This window comes from Streptococcus equinus ATCC 9812, from assembly GCF_000187265.1.
GTDB classification, from domain to species: domain Bacteria; phylum Bacillota; class Bacilli; order Lactobacillales; family Streptococcaceae; genus Streptococcus; species Streptococcus equinus.
Map to the genome: position 1 here is coordinate 59,628 of NZ_GL698431.1, position 16,202 is coordinate 75,829.

At 38.3% G+C, this 16,202-nt stretch carries 18 protein-coding genes; 3 read left to right on the forward strand and 15 right to left on the reverse strand.

The window, feature by feature from the left end:
* Positions 1–80 precede the first annotated feature (80 nt).
* Positions 81–1,712: a Na/Pi cotransporter family protein gene (locus tag HMPREF0819_RS07210; RefSeq protein ID WP_003067426.1), complete on the reverse strand. Its 1,632-nt coding sequence runs from the start codon at positions 1,710–1,712 to the stop codon at positions 81–83.
* Positions 1,713–2,073: 361 nt separating this feature from the next.
* Between HMPREF0819_RS07210 and HMPREF0819_RS07215 the strand changes: the two genes are divergently transcribed.
* Positions 2,074–2,685: a hypothetical protein gene (locus HMPREF0819_RS07215; protein ID WP_044023449.1), complete on the forward strand. Its 612-nt coding sequence runs from the start codon at positions 2,074–2,076 to the stop codon at positions 2,683–2,685.
* 2 nt (positions 2,686–2,687) lie between these two features.
* Entirely contained in the window at positions 2,688–3,200 is a 513-nt protein-coding gene (locus HMPREF0819_RS07220) for a YgjV family protein (RefSeq protein WP_044023461.1), read from the forward strand.
* 23 nt (positions 3,201–3,223) lie between these two features.
* On the opposite strand, the gene HMPREF0819_RS07225 is transcribed toward HMPREF0819_RS07220, so the two are convergent.
* Entirely contained in the window at positions 3,224–4,069 is an 846-nt protein-coding gene (locus HMPREF0819_RS07225) for a DegV family protein (RefSeq protein ID WP_003067432.1), read from the reverse strand.
* A 132-nt stretch (positions 4,070–4,201) separates the two neighbouring features.
* Here HMPREF0819_RS07225 and HMPREF0819_RS07230 point away from each other — a divergent pair, with 132 nt between their 5' ends.
* The gene (locus tag HMPREF0819_RS07230) at positions 4,202–4,759 is read left to right on the forward strand and encodes a TetR/AcrR family transcriptional regulator (protein ID WP_003067434.1); all 558 of its coding nucleotides are present in this window, start codon (positions 4,202–4,204) and stop codon (positions 4,757–4,759) included.
* A 37-nt stretch (positions 4,760–4,796) separates the two neighbouring features.
* On the opposite strand, the gene HMPREF0819_RS07235 is transcribed toward HMPREF0819_RS07230, so the two are convergent.
* From HMPREF0819_RS07235 to rimP, 13 genes are all read right to left on the reverse strand, one after another.
* Positions 4,797–5,609, reverse strand: coding sequence for a Cof-type HAD-IIB family hydrolase (locus tag HMPREF0819_RS07235; protein WP_003067436.1), 813 nt, complete (start codon positions 5,607–5,609; stop codon positions 4,797–4,799).
* Entirely contained in the window at positions 5,602–6,228 is a 627-nt protein-coding gene (locus HMPREF0819_RS07240; protein ID WP_003067438.1) for a trimeric intracellular cation channel family protein, read from the reverse strand. Before HMPREF0819_RS07240 ends, HMPREF0819_RS07235 begins: the two co-directional genes overlap by 8 nt.
* Before the next feature lie 102 nt (positions 6,229–6,330).
* A complete protein-coding gene (locus HMPREF0819_RS07245) occupies positions 6,331–6,537 on the reverse strand; it encodes a heavy-metal-associated domain-containing protein (protein ID WP_003067440.1) in 207 nt (68 codons plus the stop codon).
* Between the two features lie 11 nt (positions 6,538–6,548).
* Complete coding sequence (locus tag HMPREF0819_RS07250) at positions 6,549–8,789, reverse strand: heavy metal translocating P-type ATPase (protein WP_003067442.1); 2,241 nt, start codon at positions 8,787–8,789, stop codon at positions 6,549–6,551.
* A gap of 36 nt (positions 8,790–8,825) precedes the next feature.
* On the reverse strand, positions 8,826–9,257 hold the full coding sequence (locus HMPREF0819_RS07255) for a CopY/TcrY family copper transport repressor (RefSeq protein WP_003067444.1): 432 nt from the start codon (positions 9,255–9,257) through the stop codon (positions 8,826–8,828).
* A gap of 103 nt (positions 9,258–9,360) precedes the next feature.
* On the reverse strand, positions 9,361–9,906 hold the full coding sequence (locus HMPREF0819_RS07260) for a nucleotidyltransferase family protein (RefSeq protein WP_003067445.1): 546 nt from the start codon (positions 9,904–9,906) through the stop codon (positions 9,361–9,363).
* Between the two features lie 11 nt (positions 9,907–9,917).
* Positions 9,918–10,448: an LOG family protein gene (locus HMPREF0819_RS07265; protein ID WP_003067447.1), complete on the reverse strand. Its 531-nt coding sequence runs from the start codon at positions 10,446–10,448 to the stop codon at positions 9,918–9,920.
* Between the two features lie 75 nt (positions 10,449–10,523).
* Positions 10,524–10,874: a 30S ribosome-binding factor RbfA gene (rbfA, locus tag HMPREF0819_RS07270; RefSeq protein WP_003067449.1), complete on the reverse strand. Its 351-nt coding sequence runs from the start codon at positions 10,872–10,874 to the stop codon at positions 10,524–10,526.
* Between the two features lie 124 nt (positions 10,875–10,998).
* A complete protein-coding gene (gene infB, locus HMPREF0819_RS07275; RefSeq protein ID WP_003067450.1) occupies positions 10,999–13,725 on the reverse strand; it encodes a translation initiation factor IF-2 in 2,727 nt (908 codons plus the stop codon).
* Positions 13,726–13,744: 19 nt separating this feature from the next.
* On the reverse strand, positions 13,745–14,047 hold the full coding sequence (locus HMPREF0819_RS07280; protein WP_003067452.1) for a YlxQ-related RNA-binding protein: 303 nt from the start codon (positions 14,045–14,047) through the stop codon (positions 13,745–13,747).
* Positions 14,040–14,336 (reverse strand): RNase P modulator RnpM, encoded by a 297-nt coding sequence (rnpM, locus tag HMPREF0819_RS07285; protein WP_003067455.1) that lies wholly within the window; start codon positions 14,334–14,336, stop codon positions 14,040–14,042. Before rnpM ends, HMPREF0819_RS07280 begins: the two co-directional genes overlap by 8 nt.
* Positions 14,337–14,354: 18 nt before the next feature.
* A complete protein-coding gene (gene nusA, locus HMPREF0819_RS07290) occupies positions 14,355–15,515 on the reverse strand; it encodes a transcription termination factor NusA (RefSeq protein WP_044023462.1) in 1,161 nt (386 codons plus the stop codon).
* Between the two features lie 83 nt (positions 15,516–15,598).
* Positions 15,599–16,096, reverse strand: coding sequence for a ribosome maturation factor RimP (gene rimP / locus HMPREF0819_RS07295; protein ID WP_044023450.1), 498 nt, complete (start codon positions 16,094–16,096; stop codon positions 15,599–15,601).
* Between the last annotated feature and the right edge of the window lie 106 nt (positions 16,097–16,202).

Here is a 16,202-nt window from a genome sequence, read left to right on the forward strand (position 1 = left end):
ATATACCAAATTTATACCAATTCAAAATTGGTATTAAAAAATACCCTTGAGAAAATTTCTCAAAGGTACTAGATTTATGATTAAATTTGATTTTCAATAACTTTTTCGACCAAGTTTAAAGCGTGGTCGGTGATGCGTGTACATGGTGTAATAAGATCGATAAAGTTAATACCAGCAAGCGGTGTACATTCACCATTGTTCATACGTTTAATGTGATTTTTGCGGATGCGACGTTCCAAATGCGCAATTTCTTTATGACGTTCAACCAACTCTCCTGCCAATTCAAGGTCATTATCAATGATAACTTTCAATGAATCCAAAATCATACGATGTGTTTCATGATAAAGTTTATCGATTTCTTGAACAGCTGATCGTGAGAAGGTAATATCTTTTGAAATATTATGTTCCATCAAGTGAACTAGGCTAATACTGTGATCTCCAATACGTTCTAAATCACGTGATGAATCTAAAATACTTGATAAAATTTCACTTTCGTGCTGATTCAATTGTTCACTTGAAATATCAATTAAGTATTTTGTCAATTCTTCATCGACATTATTAATTGTATCCTCAAATTTTTGCGTTTTATCAGCATATTTTTCATTACATGTTTCAACAAATAAGAATGCTGCTTCAAAAGCTTGCGTTGCAAAAGCACCCAAGTGAATCAATTGCTTTTTAGCGTTACCAAGGGCAATAGCTGGCGCTTGTTTAAGAATGATCCTATCGAGGTAAATAGCTTTGTATTTAACAGCTTCATCTTCACCAGGAATTAATTTTGTCACAACAAATGCCAAAGTTCCGATAAATGGGAAGAGCAAAATGGTATTTGTAATATTAAAAGTACCATGTGCAAAGGCAACTGTCATGGCTGGTGTTAAATTGAAATGAACTTCCATCCACTGCATTAAGCTAGTAAATGGCACCAATAGAACCATAAAGAGCACTGTTCCAACAACGTTGAAAAGAACGTGAACTCCAGCCACTCGTTTTGCTGCGATGTTAGAACCAATCGCTGCAAGCACGGCTGTGATACAAGTACCGATATTACTTCCCAAAAGGATTGGAATTGCCCCTTGAAGATCAAGTAAATGACCAGCATACAATCCTTGTAAAATACCAATGATTGCTGCTGATGATTGGATAAGCATAGTTAAGCCAGTCCCAATCAAAACACCCATAATTGGTTTGTCACCTAAGGTTGCTAAATAATCCTGAAAGGCTGGAACAGATTTTAATGGAGCCATCGCATCACCCATAATGTTTAGTGAGAAGAAAATTCCTCCAACACCAAAAATGATACGTCCGATATTGTTTAAACGTCGATTTGACGTAAAGAACAACAAAGCAGCACCGATAAAAATCATCGGAAGGGCATAATCACCCAAATTAAAACCAATCAGAAAAGACGTAACAGTCGTCCCGATATTGGCACCCATGACAATACCAATCGCTTGTCTCAAGTTTAAAAGTCCTGCTGATACCAAACCAACAGTAATAACTGTTACCCCTGAACTTGATTGGATTAGAGCTGACATGGCTAAACCAACAAGAATTCCTAAGAAAGGATTACTTGTATATTTGTCGATATAAAAACGAAGTCTGTCTCCCGCTGCTTGTTGCAGACCGTCTCCCATGTATTTAATACTAAAGAGAAAGAGTCCTAGACCTCCAAAAAAACCAAAAGCAATTTCTTGCCAATTTACTGACACAGTCTTGTCCTCAAATACTATAATTTTACCGAGAAAAAACCCGATATTTCCATTTTAATGTATTCAACGTAAACAGACAAGTATTTTTTAAAGCTTTTTTCTAAATTGATAACGTTTTGAAATAATATCACTCCTCTAAGAAAGCTAGTCCTAAATTATTTTTCAAATTTTTTATAAGCTTAAATGATGAAAAACTAAAAATTCGAGGAGTTTTTAGAAAAAAGATTAACGTGCTGCCATTTATATGTTATAATATGAAAAGACGCTGTGTTTCAATAAATACTACTAATCTAGTCTACTTTTCAGTGTGATGCGACTTCATCATCACATAATATTAAATAATTTTAAAAAAGGAGCTCTCGTGAAAGCAACAAAAAGTGAAGTTACTTATTTTATTTTAAGTATTATTTTAATTGCCTTAGCAGGCGGAATTTACTTTGTCTTTGGTAATACACATACAAGCACATCAAGTTCACAACCTAAAACATCAATTAGCTCATCTTCTAACCAAGCAGATTTAGAAGCTAATGCACAAGCTCTCCTAGCTGAAGCTCAAGCTAATCCTTCAGCCGAAGCCATTTCTAGTGCACAAGATGCTATTAACAAACTTTCTGATGAAGCTAAAAAGACTGATTTGCAATCACAATTAGATGCTGTTTCTGCAGAGCTTACTAATAGAAATAACGCAGAATCTGCTGTCGCAACTGCAGAATCTGAACAAACAAGCCAGAATGTTGATGCAGCCCAAGCTGCAATCGACGCCGTAGGTGACCAAGCAACTAAAGATCAGCTTCAAGCACGTCTTGATGCTGTTTCTAATGCTATTGCAGCTGCTGTTAACAAAACTGAAGATACAACAGTAGCATCAGATAGCTCAGACAACTCTGACAGTTCTACTATTAATCCAAATGACACAACTCAAACTCCTTCTTCAGTTGTAACCGATGGTAATTACACTTATGACAGCTATTAATGATGTCAATCGGATTTATTTTTTCTGCGATTGGTGCGACATGTTTAGCAGCCGCATCTTTTGCTAAAACTAAAAAACATATGTTAATGTGGCAATTGTCGGATTACTTCTTCACGATGATTGCTAATTTTTTACTTGGCGGCTACACAGGAGCCATTTCTATTAGTGTATCGATAATTCGTAATACACTCATGATTAAAAATTGGGATTCAATCTATTCAACCATTCTTTTGGTGATAATACAGGTTTCAGCTGGAACTTACTTTAATAACCTTGGCTTAATTGGATTGCTTCCATTAATTTCCTCAGTATCTTATACTATCGTTTCTTTTGCAACTGATAAAGTGCAATGGCTCCGCTGGGTTACTGTTGAAAATATGATACTTTGGGCATTTTATGACTTCACTATCAAAGCATCCCCTGCTTTAATCATGGATGTATTTATTACAATCACCACATTGATTGCTATTGCTAAATACAGTTCCTTTAATCAAACGAAAAAAGAGCATGAGTGATACTCATGCTCTTTTATATTGACTTACACTGTTTCGTACCCTAATAAAATACCACCGTCTTCTCCATAGAAACTACATAAACCTGATGCAGGTACGCATGTGACATCAGCTTGTGGGTATTTTTCTTTAATTTTTTCAGTCAATTGCTGACATGCTTTTTCATTATTGGCATGAGCAATCATAACTTTACCACCTTGATAGCCTTCTTTAAGCATTTCATCGATAGTTATTTGAACAGCTTTTTTCTGTCCACGCACCTTATGAAGGAGTTCCAACTTACCTTCGTCGCTTGCTTTACCGACCATACGAATGTTCAAAAGTCCAACAACTTTCCCGACAAGTTTACTCAAGCGACCATTTTTAACAAGATTATCAATACGAGCAAGGACAAAAAGGAGTCTTGTTTTAGCTTGGTAAGCTGTAATTGCCTCAACTACTTCGTCAAAACTTAGTCCTTTTGCAATCAAGCGGCTCAATTCAAGAACAATCAAATCGATTTCACCTCCTGCTGACAAAGAATCAATAATGTGAACATTCACATTTGGGTGTTCTTCTAAAAGCATATGTTTTGCAACTTGGGCACTATTTTGGCTTCCTGAAAGATTACCAGTGATTGTAATAGCAATAACATTTTCAGCACCTTGATAGGCTTGTAAGAAAGCATCTGGGCTTGGGCAACTTGATTTTGATAAAACTGGGCTTTCGTACATCTTTTTCATCATATTAGCAACATCTAAGCCTTCATCATCTACAAAGATTTCTGAACCGATTTGAATTGTAAGTGGGACATTTTTGTATTCGACGTGTTCAGCAAGTCCTTCAATTTGTCGAATATCACATCCAGAATCTGCAACAATTTTCCAACTCATATCTATATCCTCCAATCCATTGAGATTAAAATTTATTTGACAAACAAAGTATTTTCACCTAAAATTATATCATTAATGCCCTTACATTAGCCACTAAAAACAATCAGATGTCACAAGTACGAGGTTTTTGTCATGACGGAAAAGACAATTTCAAAAAATTCCTTGCAAAATTTAAAAGTTTCAAATAAGGAATCACGAAAATTGACTCGTGAGTCCCTTGAAGCGGCACTCTTGCTACTTCTTGAAAAGAAAACCTTGGACCAAATTACTATCTCAGAACTCGTTGCCAAAGCTGGAGTCTCACGTAACGCCTTCTACCGTAATTACAAATCAAAAGAAGCTATATTAGAATCAATTCTAACCCAAATCGTTCGACGAATTTTTCGTGGTCTTAAAGCCTTTGATTTGAAAAGTCAACTCTCCCAAGCTTGGCTTTTCATTTTGAACGAAGCTAAAAAAGAGGCACAAGTCCTTTGTGCTATCTTTGAACAACACCTTGAAAAACTCTTGACAGGAATTGTCTCTAAACGCTTAAAAGCTTATCAAAGGTTCAAGAAAAAACATAACTCAAACTACACTAACTCATTTTGGAGTAATGCCATTATCTCAGTCCTATCTAATTGGGTGGCTGATGATATGCGCACACCTGCTGAAGAAGTTGCAGCAATTGGTTTACCGCTTTTCTTATAAGAAGACAAAATCCGACCAAACTGGTCGGATTTTTTATTTATTTCAACACATAATCGTAAATGGCTTTTGCAACACCTGCTTCATTATTAGTTGTTGTTTCATAACGACAAATTGCTTTGACTTCGTCAGTCGCATTTCCCATAGCAACGCTGTAATCAGCGAATGCTAACATTTCAAGGTCATTAGCTGCATCACCTAACGCCATAACTTCTGCTTGCGACAAGCCAAGTTTTTCTGACAAAGCTTTAAGTGCTGTTGCTTTTGTATAGCCTTTAGGCATTGCTTCAAAGATGTATTCCTGGCTACGAACGACACTAAAATCTTTTGCTAACTCTTCTTCTTTTGCTGCTTGGAAAGAATCAAGCTGTGGCGCTTTTGCCATGTACATGGCTTGGAAAATAGTTTCATCAAGTGCCTTCATCTCATCCAAACTTTTAGCAATAGCTGTGTCAAAAACAAGACTTGCATCGTATTGAACCAATTCTGGAACTTCGCTACCTACGGCATAATAATGTTTTTCACCAGTCAATGTTAGGCACACATCAGGGTAATCAGCGATAGCTTCGTTCAATGTATCAAGTTCTTCATTTGTGACTTGAGCATGAAAAACAAGCTCCCAATTTTTTGTATTATAAATTGAGCAACCATTATTCATAATGATATATTCTTCATCATCTAAGCCCAATTTTTCAAAAAATGGAAGAATACCTGATTTTGGACGTCCTGTACAAAGCACGATTTTTACACCAGCTTTTGCTGCTGCTTGAATCGCTTTTACATTTTCTTCAGGAATTTTTTTATCAGAATTGAGCAATGTTCCGTCTAAATCGATTGCAATTAATTTAATCATTTTTAATGACCTTCCGTTTAATTTTTGGCAAATGCCACTGACGCCAGTAGCCTATCATACGTAAGATTGTCAGAACTAAAACGAGCAAATAATAGCCTGGATCATTATGGACGATTTTAAAGAAAATAGCTAGCGCTGCAACGATAGCCCAGCCAGCATAAACTTCACTACGCAAAACACTTGGTTTTCGACCAGCTAAAATATCACGAACGATACCACCACCAGCACCAGTCAGAACAGCTGCAACAATCACAGCACTCAAAGGCTGATGAAGTTTTACAGCATACATGGCCCCTTGAACACTAAATGCTGCAAGACCAATCGCATCTGTCAAAACTTCTGCTTTTTTCCAACCTTTGTGGGTAATGATATTTGGAAAAATCATGATAAATAGCATTGCTGCGAATGCAAAATAAAAGCACTGACTTTGTGACCAGAGAGCGCTAATAGGCAGACCAATCAAAAGATTACGAATGGCACCGCCTCCAAAAGCTGTCACAAAACCTAAGATAAAAATCCCAAGCATATCAAAATCTTCATCCATCGCAACAATTGCTCCAGAAAGTGCAAAGGCGATAGAGCCGATGATACTTAATAAATCCCAAACATTCACTGTCATTTTTATTCCACACTAATTTTTTTCTTACTAGACTAGTTTATCATTTTTAGGCTAACAAAAAAACAGAGCAAGCCCTGTTTTTCTAAAATTTACCAAAATCCTTTATTTAATTTCTTGACCGAGTGCAAATTTTGTTCCTTTGAGAGCACGTTTTAGGAGAAATTTAAAAGGGTGTCCTGTGATGGTTGCTTGTTTTTTCTCCAGATCAACTTTAACAGATTTGACACCTGGAACAGCTGACAATTTTTCAGTCACTTTTGTGACACAACCCTGGCATTTCATACCTGTAACTTCATATGTTTTTTCCATGAGAAACTCCTTTATTTTAGTTTAATATATTTCAAGCGAAGAGCGTTTAATACAACAGAAACTGAGCTAAATCCCATAGCAAGTCCTGCAATCATCGGATTGAGTAAAGGTCCACCGAAAAGATACAAGATCCCCATCGCAACTGGAATAGCTAGAATATTGTAGATAAATGCCCAGAAAAGATTTTCTTTAACCACTTTAATCGTCAAATGGCTGATGCTTAGAGCTTTGAGAATATCAGAGATTTCTGGTTTCATCAAAATAATATCTGCGGATTCAATGGCAATGTCGGTTCCTGAGCCAACCGCAATCCCAATATCAGCTACCGCTAAGGCTGGTGCATCGTTAATCCCGTCACCGACCATCGCAACCAGTTTGCCTTGACTTTGCAAATCCTTGATAGCGTGCGATTTTTGGTCTGGAAGAACTTCGCTAATGACTGTTTTGATGCCTGCTTGTTTGGCAATAGCTTGCGCTGTTTTGCTATTATCCCCTGTTAACAAAACCACATCAATGCCCTTGTTTTGTAATTTTGCGACGGTCTCTTTACTGTCTACTTTTAGCAAATCCGCCACGGCCATCACACCTTGTAGTTGTTGATTTTCCGAGATGTAAATTGGAGTCTGACCTTTTTGTGTCGCAGCCAGCACTGCAGCCTCACTTGCACTTAAGTCGACTTGCAACTCTTCCATCAATCTGCGATTACCAATATAGAAAGTCTGCCCCCCAGCCACTTCACCTTGCAATCCTCGTCCTGTTAAAGAGGTAAAATTTTCAACTTCTGAAAAATCAAGTTTTTCAGCGACTGCTTTTTCCACAATAGCTTGACTCAGTGGATGCTCTGAGTATTTTTCAATAGAAGCAACATTGCTAAGTAGAGATTTCTCATCACCATGGTAAGTGATAACATCAACGACTTGTGGTTTTCCTTGAGTGATAGTTCCTGTCTTGTCAAAAACCATGGTGTCAATGTGGTGTGCATTTTCCAAAACGTCACCACGTTTGTAGAGGATACCATTTTCAGCGCCACGTCCTGTTCCGACCATGATGGCTGTTGGAGTGGCAAGACCAAGTGCACAAGGACAGGCAATAACGAGCACTGCAATAGCAACTTGGAGAGCAAAAACAAAACCTTCCCCCATGACAAAATACCAAAAAGCAAACGTAACCAGCGCAATTGTAATCACAGCAGGAACAAAAACACCGGCGACTCTATCAGCGATTTTTGCAATTGGTGCTTTAGTCTGCTGCGCGTCTTCTACTAATTTGATGATTTGAGCTAGAAGCGTCTCATCGCCGACTCTTTCGGCCTGAATCGTTAGAGAACCTTGACCATTAATTGAGGCACCAAACACCTTGTCATCAGCTACTTTCTCGACTGGAATGCTTTCTCCAGTCAACATTGATTCATCAATGGCTGAATGTCCTGAAACCACTCGACCATCAACAGGGATTTTTTCACCAGGTTTTACCAGAAGGATATCGCCGATAACCACATTCTCAATTGGAACTGATTCTTCTTCACCGTCTCGAATGACTGTAGCGGTTTTAGCGGACAATTTCACTAATTTTTGAATAGCATCAGATGTACGACCTTTTGATAAAGTTTCAAAATACTTTCCAAGCGTAATCAAGGTTAAAATCACTGCAACTGATTCAAAATACAACATGTGTGCGTGATGAGCATGCCCAAGGACAACATGATAAACACCGTAAAGGCTATAAATAAAGGCAGCACTGGTTGCCAAAGCCACTAAAGAATCCATATTAGGATGACCTTTTATCAGTGAACGAAAGCCATTGACATAAAAGCGACGACCCAAATACATAACTGGCAGAGTCAAAACTAACTGGACAAGAGCAAAAACGAGCGGATGACTATCCATGCTCACGACGTCTGGCACCCACAGTCCCATCATACTTCCCATTGACAGATACAGAAGTGGGACTGCAAACAAAGCGGATAAAAGGAACTTATGCCACATGTTTTGAGTAGCTTCGCTCTGACGCTCAGATTGACTTTTAGCCGTTGCCGGATCAAAAACACTAGCTCCATATCCAGCATCAGCAACTGCCTTTTCAATCTCCTCTTCACTGACCAAATCAGGATTATAACGGACAGTCATTTTCTCAGTTGTCAGATTAACAACCGCTGAATCGACATGATCTATTTTACTGACGGCATTTTCGACAGTCGCAGCGCAGGCTGCACAAGTCATGCCGTCAATGACAAAGACTTCTTCTTTTTCCATAAGACACCTTCCTGTCTAAATATCACAAATGAATCATTAGAGTTCTAAATGCTCTTTACAGCGACATTGTCCAGGAATACAATTACAAGGTACTTCATCTACAGTTTCTTTTCTTTTAGACAATAGCAGAGCTTGCAAGTCATCAATATCAGAATCAGTCACTGGTACTTCTTTTAGCAAGTGTTTCAAAATAGCCACATGCTTGCGCTGGCAAAACTTTGAAAATAAGTCATCAGCTTGCTGATTCATTACTTCCTGCTCAGAGACCTTACTTGAGTAAAGAAATCTTTTGCCAAGTTTTTGTCGAGATAAAAATCCTTTATCTACCAAACGTTTTAAGAGCGTCTTAATGGTTGAAGCTGTCCAATCATTTTTTTCACCTAAAATGGCAAGAATCTGACTACTTGTTGTTTCTTCTTTCGTCCAAACCACTCGCATGATTTCCCATTCTGCTCTTGAAATTGACATCTTATTCCTTTCTAAAACCTTTTAGTTTACATTTATAAATCCATTATAATTTTATCGTCTACGTTTGTCAACAAAAAAGAGCACTTAGGTGCTCTGTAAAAATTTAGATAAAAATTCTTAAGCAAGGCCATTTTTCTTGCCAATTTTTCTTTTTCAATCGCTCACGATAAACACGCATCCGCTCGCCATCATTTAAAAAATGAGGTGTTGGCTGAACAATAAAATTAAGAATATCCTCATCACCATATGGTAAAAAGAGTTCAAACTCACCATCTTGCAATCTTGCAGCAATTGCTGTGCAACGTTCTGGGTACTTGCTGACAGCATCTTTTGCACTTTGATAGGGAGCCGTGTGAGGACTATGTTGGTGCAAGAGAACTTGATTTTTAACTTCCCATTGATAATTGGGATAACTTGCTTGCAACCGTTTTGGAATAACTTGAGTCTTCTCATAAGTTACCTCAGGGTCAAAAAAGACAACATCAATGTCACTTGCATCTGATAGACCTGGTTTTCCTGATAAGACATTCCAAATATAATTTCGCAAAGTCCCTGCAGCTAGCCAAGAATCCTTCAACTTAAGCGCAGCTATTCTTTTTAAAATCCCTATAAGTTCATCATCTTTTAAAAAGAGTGCCTTAATATCCATAAATCTCTTCCCTATTTTAAAACTGCCTCAAGCTCTTTTAAATCGTTAACGAAAATTGCCTTGTCACGAACTTCTTGACTGATAAAATCAGCTGATACCATTTTGTCAAATAGCTCAATCAAGGGATTATAATAGCCATTGATATTTAGAAAAAGGCAAGGTTTGTGATGCAGTCCAATACGCGCCCAAGAAAATGCTTGAACAATCTCTTCAAGTGTGCCCGGTCCTCCTGGCAAAGCTAGTAAGACATCTCCTTTATCCATTAACATACGCTTACGCTCATCCATGTCAGCCACTAAGGTTAACTCTGTCAAATGCAGATGTACTTTTTCACGTTTTTGAAAATCAAGCGGAATAACACCATACACCTCACCACCATCAGCTAAAACTGTGTCAGCAAGACAGCCCATCAAACCATCCTTACTTCCACCATAAACCAATTGATGATTTTGACTTACTAACCAGTGACCTAGTTTTACAACCATTTCCGTATAAATAGAATCATTCCCAAAACTTGAACCTAAATAAATTGTAATTTTCATATCTCTACTTTCCTCGCTAAATTAATTTCATTATAGCACAAAAAAAAGCCCGCCTGTGGCGAGCTTTCATTTGTTTTATTTTTTAGCTTCCAAATCACGAAGCATTTGGTCGATTTTATTTCCGTATTCGATTGATTCATCTTTGATAAATGTTAAATCTGGAATTTTGTACATTGTTAAGTTGCGACCAAGTTCGCGTTTGATAGTTCCTTTAGCTTTTTCAAGACCGATTTGTGCTTTTTGATTATCTGAAGCAAGTTCAGAATGAATTGTGTAGTACACTTTAGCCATTGAAAGGTCTCCAAGCATTTGAACATCAGTAATTGTGACATCTTGAACACGTGGGTCACGAACTTTTTTATGTAAAATTTCGTTTACTTCACGTTTGATTTCCATACCAACACGGTCGACACGATGATTAGCCATAATTTTTCCTTTCTAATCTTTTTTGAAAAAAGCTAGGCTAAGCACGCCTAGCTTTTTATTCGTTTATAAATTGTAACGTTTAGGCAAGACGACGAACCTGCTCTCTGGGGTTCTGTCTTACTTCTTAACGTTTAATTTCTTCCATTACGTAAGCTTCGATAACGTCATCAACTTTAATGTCGTTGTAGTTTTCAATCATCAAACCACCTTCTTGGCCATTTCCGATTTCTTTAACGTCATCTTTGAAGTGTTTAAGGCTAGCAAGTTTTCCGTCGAAGATAACGACACCGTCACGGATGACACGGGCGTTAGCATCACGAGTGATTTTACCACTTGTAACCATGAATCCACCGATTGTACCAACTTTAGAAACTTTGAAGGTTTCGCGGATGATAGCCTCACCGATGATTTTTTCTTTGTATTCAGGGTCAAGCATACCTTTCATGGCATCTTCAACTTCTTCGATAACTTTGTAGATAATTGAATGAAGACGAATTTCCACTTCATCAGTTTCTGCTTGTTGACGTGCTTGTGGTGTAGGACGTACGTTAAATCCAATAATAAAGGCATTTGAGGCTTCAGCAAGGGTAACGTCTGATTCGTTAATAGCACCAACAGCTGAGTGGACAACTGAGACTTTCACGCCTTCAACATCAATTTTAAGAAGTGAGGCAGCAAGAGCTTCAACTGAACCTTGTACATCGGCTTTGATGATGACGTTAACAGTCTTAACTTCACCTGCTTTAAGCGTATCAAAGAGGTTTTCAAGGCTAACACGTTGTGTTACTTGACGTTGTTTCATCAATGCACGTTTAGCACGTTCTTCACCAGCGGCACGCGCAGCTTTCTCATCTTCATAAACGGCGAAGTGGTCACCTGCCATAGGTACTTCATTCAAACCGGTAATTGATACTGGTGTTGATGGTTCAGCTACTTTTACACGACGTCCAAGGTCATTAACCATAGCACGAACACGACCAAATGTGTTACCAACAACGATTGGGTCTTGAACGTGAAGAGTACCTTGTTGAACAAGAAGTGTTGCGATAGCACCTTTACCTTTATCAAGACGAGCTTCGATAACTGTACCGATAGCACGAACTGTTGGGTCAGCTTTCAATTCTTCCATTTCAGCAACAAGGAGAACTGTTTCTAGCAATTCATCAATATTTTTACCAAATTTAGCTGAAATTTCAACGAATTCACAATCACCACCCCATGAAGTTGAGATGATTCCGTGTTCTGCCAACTCACCGATAACACGTTCTGGGTTAGCACCTGGTTTATCAATCTTGTTGATAGCAACAATGATTGGGACACCAGCAGCTTTAGAGTGGTTAATGGCTTCAATTGTTTGAGGCATAACACCGTCATCAGCGGCAACAATCAAGATAGTGATATCTGTGATTGAGGCACCACGTGCACGCATTGATGTGAAAGCCGCGTGACCTGGTGTATCAAGGAAGGTAATTTTCTTACCATTTTCAACGATTTGGTAAGCACCGATATGTTGAGTGATACCACCAGCTTCGCCTGTTGCGACACGTGAATTACGAAGGGTATCAAGAAGGGTAGTTTTACCGTGGTCAACGTGACCCATGATTGTTACGACAGGAGCACGTTCAACCAATTTATCAGGGTTGAGGTAATCTTCATCTACAAAGAAGCGTTCAATATCAGCTTCATCAACTTCAACTTTTTTATGAGCTTCAATACCATAATCAACCATCAACAATTCGATTGTATCGCTGTCGAGGGATTGGTTTTGAGTTGCCATAACACCCATCATGAAGAGTTTTTTGACGATTTCTGCTGGTTCGCGTTTGATACGTTTTGCAATTTCAGCAACAGTCATGCCTTCAGTGTATTCAAATTCTTTAGGTAATTCGTGGAACTTACGCTCTGTTACAGGTTTTGGAGTATTGTTACGATTGTTATTATGTTTACCTTTTTTGTTTTTCTTGTTATTATTCCAGTTACTATTTCTTTGATTTCTCACTTGGTTTTGATTATTCCAGTTTTTTCTATTCTTGCGTGGTCCATCTTCATTATCACGTTCATAATCACGTGATTTTTCAGGACGAGCTTGTTTCTTACGACGTTTGTCCACAGCAGGTGCTGCTTGTTCTGCTACGACATGTTTAGGAGCAGAAGTTGCAGGTTTTGCTGTTTTTACTTTGTGTTCTTCAGCCTTAGCTTTAGCATCCACACGAGCTTTGTGCTCTTGTTCTTTAGTTGCTTTTGCTTTACGCTTAGCAGCTGCTTTTTCGTGGATACGATTTTCGCTTTGACGAGAATACTCAGCATTTTGTTCTGCTTTCAATGCAGCTGCACGTGCCTTGAAATCGATACGTGGCTTAGCTGATTGATTGCGATCATTTCGCTGATTTCTTTGGTGATTATCACGCTGTTGATCTCTTCGATTATGATTTTGAGAATTGCGATCGCGATGTTTGCGATTGTTTTGGGCATTCTCTTGTCTGTCACGATTAGAACGATTGTCGCGTCCTTGATTGTTATTGCGCTTTTTATCGCCGCCTTTAGCTCGTTTTTCAGCTTCGGCTTTAGCACGCGCTTCACGTTCTGCCTTGAAATTACGACTCTGAGGTTTTGTAGGAGCTGCTTTAGGAACTTCCACAACTGTTTTCTCAGCAGCTTTTTCTACTTTAGCTTTCGCCGCAGCAGGTTTTGCATTGCCTGAGAATTTTGCCGCAATTCGTTTGGCATCAGATTCGTCAACGCTAGAAGAATGACTCTTCACATCAAGTCCTAATTCTTGAGCGTAGTCAACAATTTCTTTGCTTGATTTGCCCAGTTCTTTAGCGATTTCATATAATCTTTTCTTTGACAATTGATGTCCTCCTATTCTGTTAGTTCATAAGAGTCCTCATTTTCTTTGAAAATCCAGCGTCTGCTATGGCAACTACTTTACGTGGTTTGCCAAGTGCAACACTTAATTCCAGTGTGTTAAACACTGTGGAGACTTCTACTTTGTAATATTGACTTTTATCAGTTGTTTTCTTTGTCAAATTATCACCAGCATCATTTGCCAGAAAAACAAGTTTTACTTTACCAGATTGGATAGCCTTAATGACTAATTCTTCTCCAGAAATAACTTTTCCTGCACGTTGTGCCAGCCCAATTAAATTTGACAATCTTTCGCGGTTATTCAAGACCTAACTCTCTTCTTTTGACTTTGTGATCTACGTAAGCAATCAATTCATCATAAAATGATTCAGGAACTTCCATTGAAAAGCTACGATTAAAGACGCGTTTTTCTTTGGCTTGGAGTGCTTCTTCATTATCAAGCTTGATGTAAGCCCCACGACCGTTTTGCTTACCAGTTGGATCGATAAAAATCTCACCTTCTTTGTTCTTAACAATGCGAAGTAAATCACGTTTATCAATAACTTCACCTGAAACAACTGATTTTCTTAAAGGTATTTTACGTGTTTTAGCCATGAAACACCTCTATCTTTCTTATTCTGCGTCGTTTGCTACAACTTCTGTTTCAGCAGTTTCAGCTGGAGCAGCTACTTGTTCTGCACGTTCAGCTTCAAGTGCTTCATATTCTGAAGCAGATTTGATGTCGATACGGTAGCCAGTCAAGTGCGCAGCCAAACGAACGTTTTGTCCACGACGACCGATAGCAAGTGACAATTTGTTGTCAGGAACAACAACTGTTGCACGTTTGCTGTCTTCTTCATCGAAAAGAACCATATCTACTTCGGCTGGTGCAATAGCGTTATAGATGAATTCTGCTGGATCTTCAACCCATTGAATAACATCGATGTTTTCTTCAACAGGAACTTCAACGCCAGCTTTTGCATCATAACGTTTTGGATGAAATTTGCTGATAACTTTCTTGATGTTGCTTCCACCGCGACCAACGATTGTACCGATAGCATCAACGTTTGGATTGTGGCTACGTACAGCAACTTTTGTACGGTCACCAGCTTCACGAGAAACGCTCATGATTTCAACAGTTCCGTCAAATACTTCAGGAATTTCTTGTTCCATGATGCGTTTGATGAATTGAGGGTGGCTACGACTTACAAAGACGTTAACACCTTTTGGATTGTTTTCAACTTTGTATACGTAAACCTCGATACGGTCGTGTGATTTCCATGTTTCACCAGGAATTTGATCTTGGTGTGACAATTGTGCTTCAAGAGAGCCAAGGTTAACGTAGATGAAACGTTGGTCAAAGCGTTCAACTGTACCAGTCATGATTTCGCCTTCGTGTTGTTTGTACTCATTGTAAGTTACTTCACGGATTTGACGGCGCATTTTTTCCATGATAGTTTGTTTAGCTGATTGAGCAGCAACACGACCAAATTCAGCAACAGATTCTTCAAAACGAATTTTGTCACCTAGTTCGTAAGCTGAGCTGATTTTCAATGCATCTGACAAACTGATTTCTAGACGGCTATCAAAAACTTCTTCAACAACTTCACGAACAGTGTAGACTTTAAAGTCACCTTTTTTGTCGTCGAATTCAATAACACATGATTCAGATTGACCATAACGACGTTTGTAAGCTGATTTCAATGATTCTTTTACAGCGTCGATGATATCGTCTTTGTTAATGTGTTTTTCTTCTTCCAAAATACGGAAGGCTTCTAGCATTTCTTTGCTCATTTTTTTCATTGCTCCACAATAGGCAGAGCATTATCCTTTCGTTTATATCTAAATAAAATCAGATTGTAGTTTATAACAGTTGACTACAATTTCACTGCCAAACGCGCTTTTGCAACAGTTGAATACGGAATTTCAACAGTTTTCTTGCGTGTTTTGTCCAAATAATCAATTGTCAATGTTTCACCATCAAAAGCAACAAGGTCTCCTTGAAATACCTTAACTTTGTCGATGGCTTTGTAAAGACTAACATTGACATAAGATCCTACAGCTTTTTCAAGAGCTTCTTTAGTCTTCAATGGACGCTCTAAACCAGGGCTAGAAACTTCTAGCATGTATTGTTCTGGGAACGGATCTGGTTTGATAGCATCAAGTAGAGGACTAATAATTTCAGTCAAATCAGCTGTATCATTTACTGTGATACCGCCTGGTTTGTCGATTAAGATACTAAGGACATAGTCACTGCCCATTTTACCGTACTCAACATCAACCAATTCAAACGGTTCTTTAATAGCAGGTGCAACAACTTCTGTAACCAATTCAATGATTGTATTTGCGTTTGCGATAAGAATCCCCTCCTTTATCTATTAAAATAAAATAGAAAGTTCAATCACATCGGCTGACCTTTTCAAGCCACCTCAATGCTACTCGTAGAAATCGCTTTAACTAAACTAGTATTAAGCACACACA

Excerpts from the sequence above, each read along its gene's own strand:
- HMPREF0819_RS07220 (WP_044023461.1), top strand. The coding sequence starts at position 2,688 with ATGTCAATCGGATTTATTTTTTCTGCGATTGGTGCGACATGTTTAGCA.
- HMPREF0819_RS07225 (WP_003067432.1), bottom strand. The coding sequence starts at position 4,069 with ATGAGTTGGAAAATTGTTGCAGATTCTGGATGTGATATTCGACAAATT.
- HMPREF0819_RS07230 (WP_003067434.1), top strand. The coding sequence starts at position 4,202 with ATGACGGAAAAGACAATTTCAAAAAATTCCTTGCAAAATTTAAAAGTT.
- HMPREF0819_RS07235 (WP_003067436.1), bottom strand. The coding sequence starts at position 5,609 with ATGATTAAATTAATTGCAATCGATTTAGACGGAACATTGCTCAATTCT.
- HMPREF0819_RS07240 (WP_003067438.1), bottom strand. The coding sequence starts at position 6,228 with ATGACAGTGAATGTTTGGGATTTATTAAGTATCATCGGCTCTATCGCC.
- HMPREF0819_RS07245 (WP_003067440.1), bottom strand. The coding sequence starts at position 6,537 with ATGGAAAAAACATATGAAGTTACAGGTATGAAATGCCAGGGTTGTGTC.
- HMPREF0819_RS07250 (WP_003067442.1), bottom strand. The coding sequence starts at position 8,789 with ATGGAAAAAGAAGAAGTCTTTGTCATTGACGGCATGACTTGTGCAGCC.
- HMPREF0819_RS07255 (WP_003067444.1), bottom strand. The coding sequence starts at position 9,257 with ATGTCAATTTCAAGAGCAGAATGGGAAATCATGCGAGTGGTTTGGACG.
- HMPREF0819_RS07260 (WP_003067445.1), bottom strand. The coding sequence starts at position 9,906 with ATGGATATTAAGGCACTCTTTTTAAAAGATGATGAACTTATAGGGATT.
- HMPREF0819_RS07265 (WP_003067447.1), bottom strand. The coding sequence starts at position 10,448 with ATGAAAATTACAATTTATTTAGGTTCAAGTTTTGGGAATGATTCTATT.
- rbfA (WP_003067449.1), bottom strand. The coding sequence starts at position 10,874 with ATGGCTAATCATCGTGTCGACCGTGTTGGTATGGAAATCAAACGTGAA.
- rnpM (WP_003067455.1), bottom strand. The coding sequence starts at position 14,336 with ATGGCTAAAACACGTAAAATACCTTTAAGAAAATCAGTTGTTTCAGGT.
- nusA (WP_044023462.1), bottom strand. The coding sequence starts at position 15,515 with ATGAGCAAAGAAATGCTAGAAGCCTTCCGTATTTTGGAAGAAGAAAAA.